Origin of the sequence: Hymenobacter glacieicola (assembly GCF_014640315.1) — a bacterium.
GTDB lineage: Bacteria > Bacteroidota > Bacteroidia > Cytophagales > Hymenobacteraceae > Hymenobacter > Hymenobacter glacieicola.
This window is the reverse complement of sequence record NZ_BMGS01000006.1, coordinates 172,518-188,627: the sequence shown is the minus strand read 5'-3', so window position 1 is coordinate 188,627 and position 16,110 is coordinate 172,518. Positions and strand designations below refer to the sequence as shown.

Below are 16,110 nucleotides of genomic sequence, written 5' to 3'. Positions count from 1 at the left end.
CCAGGACAATTGAACTCCTACCCCCCAAACCCACGGCTGCCGCCCCGGCTGCCAAACCCGGAGCTGCGGCTGGAGCTAGGCGCGCTGCTGCGGATGCTGCTTCGCCCATAACCCGTACTCCGCGTAACGCTGGAACTGGGCCGAATGCCGGAAGAAGTAGCCGTGCGGTTTCCGGAAAAGCCCCGGCCAAAGAAGCCCCGACCCTGGTCCCGCTCATTGGCTACCCGGGCGCGCCAGCCGCTATTCTGCTGCACCAGGCCGGGGTTGGCGTAGGCGCCCACGTTGGGCGTGAGGAAGCGCCCGGCCATGTAGCCGATGCCGCCCCACATGAGAATGTCCATCATGCTGGTGCCGCCCACGCGGTTTTCGGGGTTTACGCGGGTGTACTCCTGCATTTGCCGCTGCAGCGCCTGGCCCTGCAGGGTATCAACCTTGCCATCGAAATGATGAAGCACGGCCGCTACTTCCTCCTTGCCAGCGGGCCGCTCGGCGGTAATTTTCCACTCGCCGGGCTTCACCTCAGTCATCTCCGTGATAACGCCCTCGGAATAAGAGTCAGCGTTGCCGTTGCTTTCATTGCCCCAGCTGCCCTGGGCGGTTTGCTCCGTATCAGACGAGTTGCCGGAACAAGCAGGTAGCAACAGGCCCAGGCTAGTGGCAGCGGCCACCAGCAATACGTTCCGCCGCCAGTCTCCGAGTTGGTAATACGGCTTGTTCATATGAGGTAAGGTAAAGGAAGAATGGTAGAAAACGGGCTAGTGCAATACCCAGGGGCGTTACTCCCACAGCGGGTAGTGCTCCAGGTGTACTTCCTGCCCGAAAAAGATACGGGTGCTTTCCTCGAAAGATCGGGTAAAATCTGATACGTAGAAATGGTGCGCGGGAGCTGCCGGGCCGGGGCGGGCCGCCAGGTGATTTTCGGCCAGGTAGTGCTGCACGTGCGCTGCTACCACGTCGGAGGCGTCCAGCACTTCCGTCCGGCCCTGGTAGAACTCGGCAATCTGCTCCTTAATAAGGGGGTAGTGCGTGCAGCCCAGCACCAAGGCATCAATGCCCGCCAGCACGGGGTTGGTTAGGTAGGCCTGAATGATATTGTCGCTGATATTATTCTCGAAAAAGCCTTCCTCAATCATGGGCACCAGCAGCGGGGTAGCCAAACTCTGCAGCTGCACGCCCGCATCCAGGTCGTCAATTTTTTTGCGGTACACGTTGCTGTTCACGGTTTGCTTCGTGCCAATGAGGCCAACCGTGCGGCCGGCGTACTGTTGGCCCACGTGGGCCACGATGGGGTCGATTACGTTCAGCACCCGCGCCTTGGAGCCCACGTACTCGCGCACCAGCTCGTAGGCGGCGGCCGAAGCCGAGTTGCAGGCAATCAGAATCACTTTACACTGCTGCTTGAGCAGTAAGTCGCAGATTTTGACGGAGTAAGCCTGAATAGCCGCCGTGCTTTTGTCGCCGTAGGGCAGGTGGGCCGTGTCGCCGAAGTACACGAGTCTTTCGTGGGGTAGCACGCGGTTAACGGCCCGGGCCACCGTGAGGCCGCCAATGCCACTATCGAAAACGCCGATGGGCCGCGTAGTTAAGTCAGGGGTAGGTGATGCCATAGCTGGGCGAAGGTACGAGGTGTTGCGAGGTGGCGGCGTAGGTACCCGCAAGAGAGTTCATGCAGGCCGGCTGGCTTAGGACAATGCAGGGCATGTAGCACACAATCCCGACAAATTCCTATATTTCCTGCCTTCACGCGTGCCGTCCTGAGTTATGAGTAAAGTTCTGGAAGAAATTGACCAAGCCCTGGCTGGCTTTGATTCCGGCCAAGGCCGCCCCGTCGCCATTGAGTTGGGGGAGCGAAAATACACTCAGCTGGTGCTCGATGTGGCGCATTTGCACGCCGATGGCGGTCCGCTCACCCACAACACGGGCCGCCCGCTGGCGTACCGTGGCCTGGAAATCCTGCGCGACGATACCAACCGTGACCGGGTGCGGGTGATTTAACTCCGCGCCACTTACCCGAGCCGGCCCCTACTTGCTTGGGCCAGCCAATGACTCGTGCCTTTCGTGCGAACCTTTTAGCTTCGGGCGTATTTTTTCTGATGCGGCTGCTTTGCTTATTGCCGGCAGCCGCTATGCTGTTCTTATGCCCAACGTATTTGCCCTGGGCCGGGTAGCCAAGGGCCGGTGGCTCTGGCCCGGGCTTCCCCTGCTGCTGCTATTAGCGGGTCGGCTCTGGGCCCTGACGGCCGGTGGGGCGCTGGCATTCCCGGATGAGGAGCGGCATTTGAAATCAGTGGAGGCGGTAGAGGCCTTGCTGGCGGGCCATGTTGAGCAGGCATGCCTGCACCTGGCCAACACCCAGGGTCGCCCCGCCGATGCCCTGCTGCGCCTGCCCGTGGCCGCCGCGCAGGTTGCGCTTCAGCACTGCTGGCACCTGCCGCCTACCTCCCCGGCTTCCTTGGTACTGCCGCAGCTTTTCGGCTGGCTGGTACTGGCGCTGAACATGGTGCTGCTGTGGCGGCTGGCCCGGCGCTGGCTGCCCGTTTCCGCATCCGACGTGGTTGTGGTGGTGTATGCAGCCCTGGCCAGCAGCCAGCTCTACGTGCGGCACTTGTTTCCTTATGACACGTCTCTGGGCCTGGTCCTGCTAGCGTTGGTGCTGCTTTCTTCCCCTGCGGCGGCGCCCCGCAGCCCAGGGCGCCAGGGCCTGCTGGCGGGCACGTTGGGCTTGCTGGCATTTGCCGTGTACCCGGGCTATTATTTCGCCCCTCTGCTGCCGGCTGCTCTTGCACTAGCTTCTACTACCCGGGCGCAATGCAAACAAGTGGTGCTGGGCTGGCTGGCCGGCGCGGGGCTGGTTGTCATTCCCTTGGAAATTCTGACTCGGGCAGGGCACATTTCCTACCTGCGCACCCTACAACACCTGCCCGCCACGGTGAATCAGGGCGACTTTGGCGAAGGGTTTTCCTTTCTGCCGCGCTACCTCTGGCAGGTAGAAGGGCTGACGGGCGCCTTGCTGCTGCTGGCGGTGCTACCGGGCCTGTGGCTCCTGCTCACGAAGCACAATACCCCGCTTACCCGGGTGGTGGCTCTGGCCCCAGTGGCTGCCTGGCTAGGGCACGCCGGCCTCGTGTTTTTTGCCCATCAGCTGGTATTCTATGGCCGACTCATTCATTTCTTCCTACCCTTTCTGGTGCTGTACGCCGGCACTGCTCTGCACTTGCTGCGTCCCTACTGGCTGCGCCACGCGGCAATGGTTCTGCTGGTGGGAGCTACCCTAGTAAACCTGGGGCTTTTTGGGCGGGCGTACTTGGCCCTGGCCTATCCGCGCGATGTGCTGGCCGCTCAGCACCTGCCGCCCACTGCTTTCTTACGCTACCTCAACGCAGGCGCCGTTGGGCCAGTGCTAAACTATAAGGTGCCCCCCCAGGTCGTTGCTCCCTCGCCTGCTACCCGGCCTGACACGCTGCTCGTTGTCAACTTCACCTTCCTGTATCCTCTGCTCAGTTCCAGCTGCCAGCCCGTGGCCGTGCCGGCCAGCTACTACCGCCTGCTGGATGCGCCCCACTTTCTAACGCTGCCGGCCTACGGGTTCGAAGGGTTTACCCCCGCCATGCGCACGCAATTACAGGCATGCAACTTTCGCTGCCAGATATATACGGTAAAGCCGTGAGTTGACGTGTTGTCGTGGCGAGGACAGGTTGCGCATCATGCCCGTATCGAGTCCATCCTTTACTCGGTGCTGCCCTTTGAAGTATGACAAGCCCTGGACCCTGCCATCCGTTGAGGGCTTGTCACCTGATCAGGCTCCGAGCAAAGGAGAGGACGGATGACCTTGGCTGCTCCTCACCATGACACGACTTTACTCAGTTACAAATTCACAATTTCACCATTTCACCACCTCACCGGTCGTACCTTTGCGGCTATGAATCTGCTTTCTGCTGAGAATCTTTCGAAAAATTACGCCGACCGGTGGCTGTTCCGGGAATTGAACTTCGGGTTGCAACAGGGGCAACGCGTGGCGCTGGTGGGCATCAATGGCTCGGGCAAAACCACCCTGCTGCGTATTCTGGCCGGCCTGGAGCCTCCCGATACGGGGGAGGTGAGCGTGCGCAAAGACATTCGGGTGTCCTTTCTGGGGCAACAGCCAGTGTTCGATGAGTCGCTGAACGTGGAGCAAACCATTTTTGCCAGCCAAAACGATACCCTGGCTGCCATCCGCGACTACGAGCACGTCGTCAACGACCCCAACCATTCCGCCAACGACCTGCAACGGGTTATGGAGCTGATGGACACGTATAACGCCTGGGACTACGACGCGCAGGTAAAGCAAATTCTGGGGCGCCTGGGCATCCTGGGTGATTTGCTGGAGCGGCCCGTCAGCAAGCTCTCGGGCGGGCAGCGCAAGCGCGTGGCCCTGGCCCGCGTACTGATTGAGGAGCCCGATGTGCTCATCCTCGACGAGCCGACCAACCACCTGGACCTGGCGACCATTGAGTGGCTGGAAAACCGGCTGGCCTCCCCTGCCCTCACCCTGCTGATGGTAACTCACGACCGGTACTTCCTGGACAAGGTGGCCAACGAAATTGTGGAGCTGGACCAGGGCCGCGCCCACCGCTACCAGGGCAACTACTCCTATTTCGTGGAGAAAAAAGCCGACCGGGAGCAGATGGAAACCGCCGAGGTGGAAAAGGCCCGCAACCTGCTGCGTAAGGAGCTGGAGTGGATGCGCCGCCAACCCCAGGCCCGCGGCACCAAGCAAAAGGCCCGCATCGACGCTTTCTACGATACTCAGGAAAAAGCCAAGGGCCGCGTGAAAGGCCCGGAAATGGAGCTGTCGGTGAAAACCACCCGCCAGGGCGGCAAAATCATTGAGGTGGAACACCTGCACAAGCAGTTCGGCGGCAAGGTGGTGCTGGATGATTTCAGCTACGTGTTCAAGAAAAAGGACCGGATTGGCTTGGTAGGCCCCAACGGTGCCGGCAAGTCAACCTTGCTAAACATGCTCACCGGCCAGCTTCAGCCCGACTCGGGGGTAGTCGATGCCGGCCAGACGACCGTGTTCGGCTACTACACCCAAACGGAGCTGGACTTCGACCCTTCGCAGCGGGTCATTGACATTGTGAAGGAAGTGGCCGAGGTAGTGGAAATGGCCGACGGCAGCCAGGTCACGGCCTCGCAGTTTCTGCAGCACTTCCAGTTTCCGCCGGCCCAGCAGTACACCTTGGTCAGCAAGCTCAGCGGGGGCGAAAAGCGCCGCTTGCAGCTGCTGCGCGTGCTCATCAAGAATCCGAACTTCCTGATTCTGGACGAACCGACCAACGACCTAGACATCATCACCCTGAACATTCTGGAAGACTTTCTGCTCAACTTCCAGGGTTGCCTGATCATCGTCTCGCACGACCGGTACTTCATGGATGCGCTGGTGGAGCAGGTGTTTGCCCTGGAGCCGGGCGGAAAAATTCGGCAGTTCCCTGGCAACTACACCGACTACCGCGAATGGCAGAAAGAGCAGGACGCCGAAACGGCGGCCCGCCCGCCCAAAGGCACGGTGTCGGCGGCACCGGTGGCCGCACCGCCGGCGCCCGTGGCGGCACCGGCCGCCGCCAAGCGCAAGGCTACCTTCGCCGAGAAAAAGGAATACGAAACGCTGGAAAAAGAGCTAGAGCAACTGGAAGTTACTAAACAGCAGCTCATTGAAAAGCTCAACTCCGGCACCGGCTCCCACCAGGAGCTAGCCGACTGGGCCGCCCAGCTCAAGCGCACCGACGCCGACCTGGACAGCAAAGGGGAGCGGTGGCTGGAGCTAGCCGAGTTCGTGTAAGCAGTTAACCCGTAAGCCCCGCTTCAACGAGAGGCGGGGCTTTGTTTTTAGGGCCGGAGAGAGGTAACGGGGCCGCAACGCTTAGGGCGCTGACTCTGGGCAAAAACTGAATTGCCCGGTTGCATTGCTTTGCAACTTAAGTACCCGCCGCACGGCACTGACGGGAATAGGGCCGTGAATGTGCGCAAACGTCGCTTCCCGCTCCCCTCGCCAGACAAGCGCTACCTCAACAGCAGCAGCCTGTAGCAGCGCCATATCAATTTCCAGGGCCAGAACCTCCGCCGCCGCGGCAAAGTACAGGCCCGCGGTAGTCAGCACCTGCTGCTGGGGTGAGGCATGAATAAAGCCGGTAACTAAAAGGTCGGGGCTGACAAAAAAACCCGTTTTCTGCGCAGCAAGCCAGCACTCTGCTTCCGTGACGCGGTAAAAGAAATGCACGTTAGTTCAACAGCAATATGTTCTGGCAATGACGCTTCTTGGCAAGCATAACCACAGGAGCTACCGTCCGGTTTGTTTTTAGGTAGTTACCAGCCGCCAGCCGCACGCCGCGCCGGTTGCCTGCTCAGGCAAGCCGCTGCGGGCACCCTTACCGCCACGCTGGGCCACTACCTTCAGCTATGTTTACTACTGCTGCTGCATGGTTTGGGTGTACTCGAACTGCACGGGCCGCTCATCGAAGAACACGACCAGCCGCAGCCGCTTGGCGTAGTCCTTACGCGGGAAGTACACGTGGCCCCGCACGCGCTGTCCGGGCTCCAGGGTGGTTTTGCGCAGAACCACGGACGAGAGGTTTTCGTGCTGGCTGTAGAGGTAGTCGGCTTTCTGGGCGTGGTGCTCGCGCTGCTCATCAAAATACGCCTCGTCACTCTGGTGGCGGTAGTCGCGCTCGGCGGCCTGCTCGGCGGTTTCCTTTTTGTTGATGCTGGCTACATCCTCGGCAATGTGGGTAGCGCTGGTCAGAATTTCAAACCAGCTGACGCCCGTAGCCTTATCAGCTTCTTTATCCAGCTTGGCCCGAAGCCCTTGCAGCTGCACTTCGGGGTCAAGAGCGGGCACGCGGCTGGCAAAGATTCCTTTGGCCATAGCGGCCTCGGCCGTTGAGTCGGGGGGCAGTAGCAGCAGGTAAAACGTTTCGGGAGCGACCAGCACGGGCCGGTCGGAAGTATTGGTAATTTCTGTTTCAAATACCAGCTCTGTAGGCTCTGAGCGAATAAAGCCGGTGCGCACCTGTACGCTGTCGGGGTGGCGGATAAAGCTGGTAGGATGCCCGTTAACCCAGGGGCCATTCGGCTGCCGGGGCGCTACGCTCAGAAAGGAAGTGGAGCCGCAGGCCAAGAGTAGCAGGCTAAGCAGCGCGGGTAGCCCGCAGCGGATACATAACGATGGAATACGCATAGAAGTAAAAAGGTAGACTCATGGAGGCGAATAAGGGAAAGTCGAAAGCAAAAATCACCTTCTTCCTATATAGTATTTTCTAGTAGCAACAATAATTCCAACTCTTACTCCTGAAGTTCCGGGGGGAGCTGAAACGCGCCGGCCGCATCTGGCCGCAGCGCCCATACCCGCCGCAGTGCAGCTTGGGGCACAGGCCCAAACACGTGCGCGAAGTGCTGCAGCCGGCTTGCTACCCATTCTCGCTCTATGCGTACTCCTGCCGCCACTAGGGCTGCCTCATCCCATTCCAGCAACCATACATCTGTGCGGCCGGAGTAGTAGCGGCGGGCCGTAGCCAGAATCTGGTGGCGCTCTGAGCAATGGATAAACCCTTCGGCTGCTAAGTCAGGGCTGGCGAAAAAGTCCGTTTGTTGGGCCTGCAGCCAATCGGCGGGTTCGGCAATGCGGTATAGCATGGGTAATCAGTTAAAACATGAGGAATAAAAAATTGGCCGTTCTAGAGTCCTAACGGGAGCACAGAACGGCCAATTTTTTATTCCTCGTGTTTAATTCGAGCCCATTACGCTTTCCAGACTTCCTGCTGCACGGCTTTACCTACCGTGAGAACCAGGCGCGTGGGGTTCGGCACCAGCGTGAGGCGGGCTTCTTTACCAGAGTATTTCTCGGAGTCAATCCAGACGCCTTCCTTGGGCGAGGGCGTGCCGCTGGTGTTGGCGGGCAGGTAGGCGGTAGGCAGCAGCACATCGGTGTCGGAGCCTAGGTCGGTATGTACTTTTTCTAAGGCCGCTTCCAGGAAAGAGCCATATTCATCATTGAAGTCGTCTTCCAGATCATGCAGCTCTTCTTCTACGTCATCGTAGCGGGCATCATCATACGTGAGCTTATGCAGCTCGGCTTTCTTCTCGATGAGGGCCACGAGGGCGCGGTTCAGCTCTTCCGAATTCATAAGGGTAAAGCAATGGGTTAAGGCTACAAAGGTGAAGAGGATTCGGCAGTTTCGTATAAGGAATCCGGCTTTCGTCCCAATTCTACGAAGAATGTCCTAACCGGATGTAGCTCATCGTCTCTAAACCCGAGTTTTAACGTTTGCCGCCGCGCCCCCTACTGCGCCATTGCCCGCTGTATTTGGCGGAAAGGGAATGATTTCACCTAAACCAGTATTTTTACCCAAGTAACCCCATCCACCCGCTACCCAATCCGTTCCGCCCATGGAAACGATGACCTCCCCGGCCGTTCAGGCCCACCCCGCTCAGGACTTCCTCCCCCTCAACGGCACCGATTACGTCGAGTTCTACGTCGGCAATGCCAAGCAGTCGGCCTACTACTACCAGGCTGCGTTTGGCTTTGAGCTGGTGGCCTACGCCGGTCCCGAAACCGGCGTGCGCGACCGGGCCAGCTACGTGCTGCAGCAAAACAAAATCCGCTTCGTGCTGACTACTTCCCTGCTGCCCGACTCCGACATCACGCGCCACGTAGCCCAGCACGGCGACGGCGTGAAGGTCATGGCCCTGTGGGTAGATGATGCGCGCAAATCCTTCGAAGAAACGACCAAGCGCGGCGCCAAGCCCGCCTTCGAGCCCTATACCATTGAGGACGAAAACGGCTCCGTGACGCTGGCGGGCATTTACACCTACGGCGAAACCATTCACACCTTCGTGGAGCGCAGCAACTACCGCGGCGCCTTTATGCCCGGCTTCGTGGCCAAAACCGGCACCGTACCGCAGGGCCAATCGGTGGGTTTGCTGCACGTGGACCACTGCGTAGGCAACGTGGGCTGGGGCGAAATGAACCAGTGGGTGAAGTTCTACGAGGACGTGATGGGCTTTAAGCTGCTGCTGACCTTCGACGACGATGACATCAGCACGGAATATTCGGCCCTGATGAGCAAGGTGGTCAGCAATGGCAACGGCTACGTGAAGTTCCCCATCAACGAGCCCGCCGAAGGCAAGAAAAAGTCGCAGATTGAGGAGTACCTCGACTACTACCACTCGCCCGGGGTCCAGCACATTGCCATTGCCACCAACGACATCCGGGCCACCGTTACGGAGCTGCGCCGCCGCGGCGTGGAGTTCCTGACCGTGCCCGCTACTTACTACGAGGACCTGCTGGACCGTATCGGCGCCATCGACGAAGACCTGGAAAGCATCAAGGCCCTGAACCTGCTCGTGGACCGCGACGAGGAAGGCTACCTGCTGCAAATCTTCACCAAACCCGTGGAGGACCGCCCCACCGTATTCTACGAAATAATCCAGCGCAAAGGCGCTAAAAGCTTCGGCAAAGGCAACTTCAAGGCTCTGTTCGAAGCCATTGAGCGGGAACAAGCCCTACGCGGCAACCTGTAACCCGCTGGTTTGAGTAAAAGAAAAGGCCCGACGCTGCTAGCAGCGTCGGGCCTTTTGCTTTGTACCAGGCCGTCATGTCGGGCTTGTCGAGACATCTCGCGTGCTGACGTTGGGGGTAGAGACGCAAGATTTTGCGTCTCGTCGCTCGCTGAGGTTGTTTAACCCGGTGATATCGGGCTGACGGGAGACGCAAAATTTTGCGTCTCTACCTTATTCTGGCCTTTCTCTTATCTTCATTTCCTCCTACCCCTACTTCAGCGGCGCAGTAGTTAGGGGCGTGACGGGGGTAGTGGCGGGGCGGCGACCCTGGTAATCGGGCATGCTGATGTTGGGCAGGCGCGGCAGCACGTAGCGGGCAAAGTAGTCGGCCTCATCCAGCAGGGGGTAGCCGGAGAAGATGAAGGCCCGGAAGCCCATATCCATATAGCGCTGCAGCTTTTCTACAATCTGGTCGGGGTTGCCGACCAGGGCGCCGCCGGCCCCGGAGCGGGCCTTGCCGATGTCGGTCCAGAGCAGGGGCTCCACGAAGCCTTCCATATCGGCGTGCTCGCGCAGCTGGTTTTGGCGGTGCACTCCCAACGACCACGAATCCTGGGCGCGGCTCTTGATTTCGGCGCCTTTCACCGGGTCAAACTTCGACATGAGCTTTTTGGCGTAAGCCCGGGCCTCATCCTCGGTTTCGCGCACGATGACGTGGATGCGCAACCCAAAGTCGATCTGGCGGCCGTGGCGGGCGGCGCGGGCGCTCATATCCTGCATGGTTTCATAGAGCATTTCCTCGGTTTCGGGCCACATCAGGAACATGTCGCAGTACTGGGCACATACCTCCCGGGCGCCCTCCGAGGTGCCGCCGAAGTAAAGCAGCGGGCCGCCGTTTTGCTGGTAGGGCTTGGCCGGGTCGGAAGGCATATCGAACTGGTACAGCTCGCCCCGGTGCACAATGCGCTCCTGGGTCCAGGCCTGGCGCAGAATTTCGATGGTTTCAGCGCAGCGCTGGTAGCGCAGGGCCGGGTCCTCGCGCAGGCCGGGCAGGTCGGAGTTGATGATGTTGATGGTCAGGCGGCCCTCCAGCATGTGGTCGAGGGAGGCCAGGGCCCGGGCCAGCATGGGCGGGTGAATTTCGCCGGTTCGGATGGCCGTGAGCAGGTTGATGCGTGAGGTTTGGGGCGCCATGCCCGCGGCAAACGTCATGACATCCTGCCCCACGGTGTAGGAGGTAGGCAGCAGAATATTGGAGTAACCCAGCTGCTCCGATTTCAGCACAATGTCGCGGCAGTGGGCCCAGGAGCTGCGGTAAGCGCCATCAAGTACGCTCAGGTACTGGGTGTCGCCGCTGCAGAGGTCATCAAACCAGGAAATTTCCGCCACTCGCTCCGGAGTCCGGATGGGTACGGTAGTGATGGGAAGGGAAAGAGGCATTCTATGTGGGTAGGACTGATGTGTAAGAGGGGTGTCGGATAATAAACCGTTGTTAAGCGGAGCCGATAGTAACCGTAAAACTCGTTGTCATGCTGAGCCCTGCGAAGCATCTCTACCGCTTCGTGTTCACTAGCCCAGGGTTTAAACCCTGGGCTATGGAGCGAGTGTCGTTGCTACCCTGGTTAATTAGCCAGAGGTAGAGATGCTTCGACTACGCCTCCGGCTGCGCGGACGCAAGATGAAGCATGACAACGGGTTTTGTTGAAACCAAAGATTATCAGTGCCATCAGCTAATCGACGCTTTGCTTTTCCGGGACAGAAAGTATAACCCCAGCCCGACTACCGCGGCAATGCCTACGTCGCGGGCTTCAGTGGCGGCGCTGTTGGAGAGCAGCCAGAGGCAGAGCAGCACGCAGAGCCCGGCCACCACTACCCCACCCCACACCCGGAAGGGCGCGGGCTGCGCCGGGTTTCGGCGGCGCAGCACGGGTAGGGCGGCGCAGGTCAGGGCGAAATAGGCCAGGCGGATGATGGTGCTCAAGGTCAGGGCGTAGATGAACGTGCCCGACACGGCCAGCACCAGCTTCAGGGCCGCCGATACCAGCAGGGCCACGGAGGGCGTGTGGTAGCGCGGGTGCAGGCGGCCAAACACCGCCGGAATCTGCCCTTGCTCGGCCAAGGCAAACAAGAGGCGCGGCCCCGTCAGCATGAGGGCATTGAGGGTGCCCAGGGCCGTGAGCAGGGCAGCCACCGCAATAAAAGCGCCGCCGGCCGGCCCGAGGAACTGCTGGCTGGCATCGGCCAGGGGCCGCTCCGAGGAGGCCAGGCCCGGCAGCGTACCAATGCACACCACCTGCACCAGCCCAAACAAGCCCGCGACCGTGGCAATGGCCGTAAACAAGGCAAACGGCACCGTGCGCTGGGGCTGCTGAATCTCGCCGGCCGGAATGGCGGCCACATCAAACCCCGAAAAGGTGAAGATGAGCAGCAGCGCCGCGCTGGAGAAGCTGACGTAGGTAGGCGGCACGGCAAACGAGAAGGCCTGCCAATCGACGAAGAATAGCCCTACCCCCGTAAACAGGCCCAGCACCACCAGCTTGCTCACGGTAAACAGGTTGTTCACGAGCGAGGCCGTGCGCACGCCTACCCAGTTGATGGCGGTAAGCCCTACAATCAGTCCGGCCATCAGGGTAAACCGAGGTAGCCCCGCCCCCACCGCCGGCCAGAAGTAGGCCGCGTAGCTCACCAGCAGGTTGCAAATGGAGGCAAAGCTGGCCAGCCGCGAAATCCACAACAGCCACCCGACCTCAAACCCCACGAGCGGCCCAAAGGCCTCGCGGGCGTAGAGGTAGGGCCCGCCCGTGCCATTGAACCGGCTGCTGACCTCGGCAAAGCACAGAATGATGAGCGTGACAATGGCCGCACTCACCCCGTAGGCGACCAAACTGTAGGCGCCTACCAGGGCGTAGAGCTTGGAGGGCAGCCCCAGAATGCCGGCCCCAATGGTGATGTTGATGATGAGGGCGACAAAGTCCCAGCGGCGAATGCCGCGCACCAGGCCCGCGGGCGAGGTAGCCAGAGTAGAGGAAGTCATGCAGCAGCGCAGGAAGGCGGAAGGAAACGGGCGGCGGGTAGCCGCGGGCACGGGGTGTCAGCAAGTCGCGGGGGGGGCGACAACACGGGCGGTTTCCAGGCAACTCGGCTAGCATCATGCGGCAACAACTCCCAAACGGGCAGCGGCGGCAAAGATAGTTCTTCGGCTTTCCCGGGCAAGATGAGGGCCGGGCGCCTCCGGCAGGGGCAGGGAATCTGCTGGTGGCAGGCTCCGGCTAGGGCTCCTACCCCTGGGCCGGCGCGCAGCCTGGTTTGTTAACTTGCTCGCTTTCAACTATTTCTAGCCAGGAACCAACTACTGGCTGCGGGGTGCTTTCCGCGGGAAGTTTGATTATCTATGCCCAACACCACCGGAAACCTGTTTTCTTTACTCCCGTTATTCGACTTCCTACCGTTCAAATCTCCCCGCGTATGGCCCTGACGCCTGACATTCACGAGAAAATCAATACCTGGCTGACGGGTAGCTACGACACCGAAACCCAGTCGGCCATTCGCCAGATGCTGGCGGAAAATCAGGAGGATTTCCTTTCCGACGCGTTCTACCGCAACCTGGAGTTTGGTACCGGCGGCCTGCGCGGCATCATGGGGCCCGGCTCCAACCGCATGAACCGCTACACCCTGGGCATGGCGACCCAGGGCCTGAGCAACTACCTGCTCCAGAGCTTCCCTGGCCAGGAAATTAAAGTGGCCATTGCCCACGACTCGCGCAACAACAGCCCCGAGTTTGCCCGCATTGCCGCCGACATCTTCTCGGCCAACGGCATTACGGTGTACCTGTTCGAGGCCCTGCGCCCTACCCCCGAGCTGTCGTTTGCCATCCGCCAGTTGGGCTGCCAGAGCGGCTGCGTGGTGACGGCCTCGCACAATCCCAAGGAGTACAACGGCTTCAAGGTGTACTGGAACGACGGCGCCCAGGTAGTGGCCCCGCACGACAAGAACATCATCCGGGAGGTGGAAGCCATTCAGTCGGTAAGCGAGGTGCGCTTCCAGCCCGACCCCGCGCGCATTCACCTGATTGGGGCCGAACTAGACGCCGCCTACCTGGCCAAGGTGAAGGAGCTGAGCATTAACCCCGCCGCCATTCAGCGCCAGCATGATCTGAAGATTGTATACACGCCCCTGCACGGCACGGGTATCACACTGGTGCCCAAGGGCTTGGCCCAGCTCGGCTTCACCAACGTGCATGTAGTAGAGGCCCAGGCCACGCCCGACGGCAACTTCCCCACGGTACAGTCGCCGAACCCCGAAGAGAAAGTAGCCATGCAGATGGCCCTGGACCAGGCCAAAGCCCTCGACGCCGACCTCGTGCTGGCTACCGACCCCGACTCGGACCGCGTGGGCATTGCCGTGAAGGACAACAAAGGCGAGTGGGTGCTGGTGAACGGCAACCAAACCGCCGCGCTGCTCACGCACTACCTCCTCTCGGCCCGCAAACAGGCCGGCAAGATGACCGAGCAGGACTTCATCGTGTACACCATTGTGACCAGCGACGTACTGGGCGATATTGCCCGCGCCAACAACGTGAAGGCCTACCAGACGCTGACGGGCTTCAAGTACATTGCCGGCATCATCCGCGACCTGGAAGGCCAGCAGAACTACATTGGGGGCGGCGAGGAAAGCTACGGCTACATGATTGGCTCCTTCGTGCGCGACAAGGACGCTATTTCGGCCTGCGCTATGCTGGCGGAAATGGCTGCCGTTGCCAAGGACCACGGCCACACCTTGTATGAGGAGATGGTGCACATGTACGTCACCTACGGCTTCTACAAGGAGCACCTGATTTCCCTGACCAAGAAGGGTCAGCGCGGAGCCGAGGAAATTCAGGAAATGATGGCCGGGCTGCGCGCCAACCCGCCCCGCACCATTGCCGGCCAGCCCGTGGTGGAGCTGCGCGACTACAAAACCGGCCGCATCCGCGACCTGCGCACGGGCCTCGAAACCGAAACCGGCCTGGAAAGCTCCAACGTGCTCCAGTTCATTCTGGAAGACGGCAGCAAAATCTCGGCCCGCCCCAGCGGCACCGAGCCCAAAATCAAGTTCTACTTCAGCGTCCGCCAGCCCCTGGCCTCCGCCGTCGACTTTGACCTGGCCAACCGCCTCGCCGGCGAGAAAATCCAGGCCATTATTGATGATATGCAGCTGAAATAAGCTCGACTTCAAGTAGTATTGTGTGCAAAAAGCCTGAGTTATGTAGCTCAGGCTTTTTGCAACCCGTATTTCTGCTTCTTGATTATATCTTTTGCTGTCACAGAATCAATAGTAAGCCACTGACAATCTGCTGCTTTACTAACTATTTTTTATTCTAATCGCAAAAGCAAGCTTCTTTAAGCAATATACATTTCCTAGTTTCTTCAGCTTTAGCCGCTCCTTATTTCGTGAAATTTTACTCTTTGATAATAGCCTTACTGGCTACAAGTACCACTGTCTTAGCTCAGCATAACCCTCAGGATTATGTAGTAACAACAGCCGGGGACACACTACGTGGGAATTTGCTGCTTACCAGCAAAAGAACTGTGAAACTGCGCCAAGCCGGAAGTAACCGTACGTTCGGTCCAACTGAAATTAGTAGCTTCGGCGATAAGGAAGGGGTAATTGGACGGAGCCAAATAGTTAGTGCTCATGGCAAGCCACAGTTTGTTACCCCGCTAGTGGCCGGCCCTGTAAGTTTGTATTCAGGGGTCAATGCTCAAGGTGATAAACGCTTTTTCCTTCAGGTTCCTGACACTGCATACTTGTTGGAAATACCTCCCCAAACTGCTCAGCTTACCTTTCACAGGTTGCTTTCAGGCTGCTCTAGTATTGCTTTTGGCACGAACCAATCCATTCGTCGCTACCCCATTAAATATCAGGGCTTAACAAAGCTAGTTCTAGATTACAACGCCTGTACCAAACCTGAGCAACCCAGTCGTCTAGTAAAAAGCGCTGTGGGTTTGCGGATGGCTTATGGTATAAAAGCGGGCATGAATACGGGTGACTTTTCTCTTTCGTTTGAGCCCAACCCTGAAAAGCAAGAGCAGTCAGTTGGCTATCAGGGCGGGATATTTTTGCAACTATCCAACAAAACTAGGACTTCATTAATTTTGGAGGCTACCTACCAAACCTTGCAGAGCATGTATCGCTCTACCGCTCTGCCTGACTTTTACGGCAACACCCGTAGTTTGTCGGTAGACTATAGCCAACTCCAGATTCCACTGTTACTGCGTTACACAGCAGGAAATGGCGTTATCCGTCCTTTTGTTAACGGCGGTTTCCTTTACAGCAAGAATCTCAAGAATAGATCAGTAGAAATCAACGATAGTAAGACTATGCCTTCAAATAATACAAGAAGGGCTATAGTAACTTCCCAAAATGCTGGTTATGGTTTAGCAGCTGGGGTTGGCGCAGTTATAAAGCGGAATTCCCTACCCGAACTAAGCCTAGAGGTGCGCTACGACCGGATGCGCTATGGTAATTATGTGTATTATACCCCGCAGTACACCGCGCTACGTTTTGACATAGGCTTAGCATTCTAACTTGCCTCCT

14 protein-coding genes are annotated in these 16,110 nt (G+C 59.1%); 6 read left to right on the top strand and 8 right to left on the bottom strand.

The window, feature by feature from the left end:
• Positions 1 to 17: 17 nt before the first annotated feature.
• Positions 18 to 719 carry a Cj0371 family chemotaxis-regulating polar lipoprotein gene (locus tag IEW18_RS12865; RefSeq protein WP_188558268.1) on the bottom strand — a complete coding sequence of 234 codons (702 nt, stop codon included), beginning with the start codon at positions 717 to 719 and terminating at the stop codon, positions 18 to 20.
• Positions 720 to 776: 57 nt separating this feature from the next.
• Positions 777 to 1,607 carry a glutamate racemase gene (gene murI / locus IEW18_RS12860; protein WP_188558267.1) on the bottom strand — a complete coding sequence of 277 codons (831 nt, stop codon included), beginning with the start codon at positions 1,605 to 1,607 and terminating at the stop codon, positions 777 to 779.
• 154 nt (positions 1,608 to 1,761) lie between these two features.
• Between murI and IEW18_RS12855 the strand changes: the two genes are divergently transcribed.
• From IEW18_RS12855 to IEW18_RS12845, 3 genes are all read left to right on the top strand, one after another.
• Positions 1,762 to 1,995 carry a hypothetical protein gene (locus IEW18_RS12855; RefSeq protein ID WP_188558266.1) on the top strand — a complete coding sequence of 78 codons (234 nt, stop codon included), beginning with the start codon at positions 1,762 to 1,764 and terminating at the stop codon, positions 1,993 to 1,995.
• Positions 1,996 to 2,137: 142 nt separating this feature from the next.
• A complete protein-coding gene (locus IEW18_RS12850; RefSeq protein WP_188558265.1) occupies positions 2,138 to 3,667 on the top strand; it encodes a hypothetical protein in 1,530 nt (509 codons plus the stop codon).
• A 252-nt stretch (positions 3,668 to 3,919) separates the two neighbouring features.
• Positions 3,920 to 5,818: an ABC-F family ATP-binding cassette domain-containing protein gene (locus IEW18_RS12845; RefSeq protein WP_188558264.1), complete on the top strand. Its 1,899-nt coding sequence runs from the start codon at positions 3,920 to 3,922 to the stop codon at positions 5,816 to 5,818.
• Between the two features lie 81 nt (positions 5,819 to 5,899).
• Here the strand turns inward: IEW18_RS12845 and IEW18_RS12840 are convergent, their stop codons facing one another.
• From IEW18_RS12840 to IEW18_RS12825, 4 genes are all read right to left on the bottom strand, one after another.
• A complete protein-coding gene (locus IEW18_RS12840) occupies positions 5,900 to 6,256 on the bottom strand; it encodes a DUF952 domain-containing protein (protein ID WP_188558263.1) in 357 nt (118 codons plus the stop codon).
• 186 nt (positions 6,257 to 6,442) lie between these two features.
• Positions 6,443 to 7,213 carry a hypothetical protein gene (locus tag IEW18_RS12835; protein ID WP_188558262.1) on the bottom strand — a complete coding sequence of 257 codons (771 nt, stop codon included), beginning with the start codon at positions 7,211 to 7,213 and terminating at the stop codon, positions 6,443 to 6,445.
• A 104-nt stretch (positions 7,214 to 7,317) separates the two neighbouring features.
• Positions 7,318 to 7,668 (bottom strand): DUF952 domain-containing protein, encoded by a 351-nt coding sequence (locus IEW18_RS12830; protein ID WP_188558261.1) that lies wholly within the window; start codon positions 7,666 to 7,668, stop codon positions 7,318 to 7,320.
• Between the two features lie 104 nt (positions 7,669 to 7,772).
• Positions 7,773 to 8,159: a hypothetical protein gene (locus IEW18_RS12825; protein WP_188558260.1), complete on the bottom strand. Its 387-nt coding sequence runs from the start codon at positions 8,157 to 8,159 to the stop codon at positions 7,773 to 7,775.
• Between the two features lie 262 nt (positions 8,160 to 8,421).
• Here IEW18_RS12825 and hppD point away from each other — a divergent pair, with 262 nt between their 5' ends.
• Complete coding sequence (hppD, locus tag IEW18_RS12820; protein WP_188558259.1) at positions 8,422 to 9,555, top strand: 4-hydroxyphenylpyruvate dioxygenase; 1,134 nt, start codon at positions 8,422 to 8,424, stop codon at positions 9,553 to 9,555.
• Positions 9,556 to 9,804: 249 nt separating this feature from the next.
• On the opposite strand, the gene IEW18_RS12815 is transcribed toward hppD, so the two are convergent.
• Together IEW18_RS12815 and IEW18_RS12810 are read right to left on the bottom strand one after the other, a co-directional pair.
• On the bottom strand, positions 9,805 to 10,974 hold the full coding sequence (locus IEW18_RS12815) for an LLM class flavin-dependent oxidoreductase (protein ID WP_188558258.1): 1,170 nt from the start codon (positions 10,972 to 10,974) through the stop codon (positions 9,805 to 9,807).
• Between the two features lie 286 nt (positions 10,975 to 11,260).
• The gene (locus IEW18_RS12810) at positions 11,261 to 12,568 is read right to left on the bottom strand and encodes an APC family permease (protein ID WP_188558257.1); all 1,308 of its coding nucleotides are present in this window, start codon (positions 12,566 to 12,568) and stop codon (positions 11,261 to 11,263) included.
• Between the two features lie 431 nt (positions 12,569 to 12,999).
• On the opposite strand from IEW18_RS12810, the gene IEW18_RS12805 reads away from it, so the two are divergent.
• Entirely contained in the window at positions 13,000 to 14,736 is a 1,737-nt protein-coding gene (locus IEW18_RS12805) for a phospho-sugar mutase (protein ID WP_188558256.1), read from the top strand.
• 365 nt (positions 14,737 to 15,101) lie between these two features.
• Positions 15,102 to 16,100 (top strand): porin family protein, encoded by a 999-nt coding sequence (locus IEW18_RS12800; RefSeq protein WP_188558255.1) that lies wholly within the window; start codon positions 15,102 to 15,104, stop codon positions 16,098 to 16,100.
• Positions 16,101 to 16,110: the final 10 nt, after the last annotated feature.

Coding starts and splice junctions, on each gene's coding strand:
- hppD (WP_188558259.1), top strand. CDS start 8,422: ATGGAAACGATGACCTCCCCGGCCGTTCAGGCCCACCCCGCTCAGGAC.
- IEW18_RS12825 (WP_188558260.1), bottom strand. CDS start 8,159: ATGAATTCGGAAGAGCTGAACCGCGCCCTCGTGGCCCTCATCGAGAAG.
- IEW18_RS12835 (WP_188558262.1), bottom strand. CDS start 7,213: ATGCGTATTCCATCGTTATGTATCCGCTGCGGGCTACCCGCGCTGCTT.
- IEW18_RS12865 (WP_188558268.1), bottom strand. CDS start 719: ATGAACAAGCCGTATTACCAACTCGGAGACTGGCGGCGGAACGTATTG.
- IEW18_RS12855 (WP_188558266.1), top strand. CDS start 1,762: ATGAGTAAAGTTCTGGAAGAAATTGACCAAGCCCTGGCTGGCTTTGAT.
- IEW18_RS12810 (WP_188558257.1), bottom strand. CDS start 12,568: ATGACTTCCTCTACTCTGGCTACCTCGCCCGCGGGCCTGGTGCGCGGC.
- IEW18_RS12845 (WP_188558264.1), top strand. CDS start 3,920: ATGAATCTGCTTTCTGCTGAGAATCTTTCGAAAAATTACGCCGACCGG.
- IEW18_RS12805 (WP_188558256.1), top strand. CDS start 13,000: ATGGCCCTGACGCCTGACATTCACGAGAAAATCAATACCTGGCTGACG.
- IEW18_RS12815 (WP_188558258.1), bottom strand. CDS start 10,974: ATGCCTCTTTCCCTTCCCATCACTACCGTACCCATCCGGACTCCGGAG.
- IEW18_RS12850 (WP_188558265.1), top strand. CDS start 2,138: ATGCCCAACGTATTTGCCCTGGGCCGGGTAGCCAAGGGCCGGTGGCTC.
- IEW18_RS12830 (WP_188558261.1), bottom strand. CDS start 7,668: ATGCTATACCGCATTGCCGAACCCGCCGATTGGCTGCAGGCCCAACAA.
- murI (WP_188558267.1), bottom strand. CDS start 1,607: ATGGCATCACCTACCCCTGACTTAACTACGCGGCCCATCGGCGTTTTC.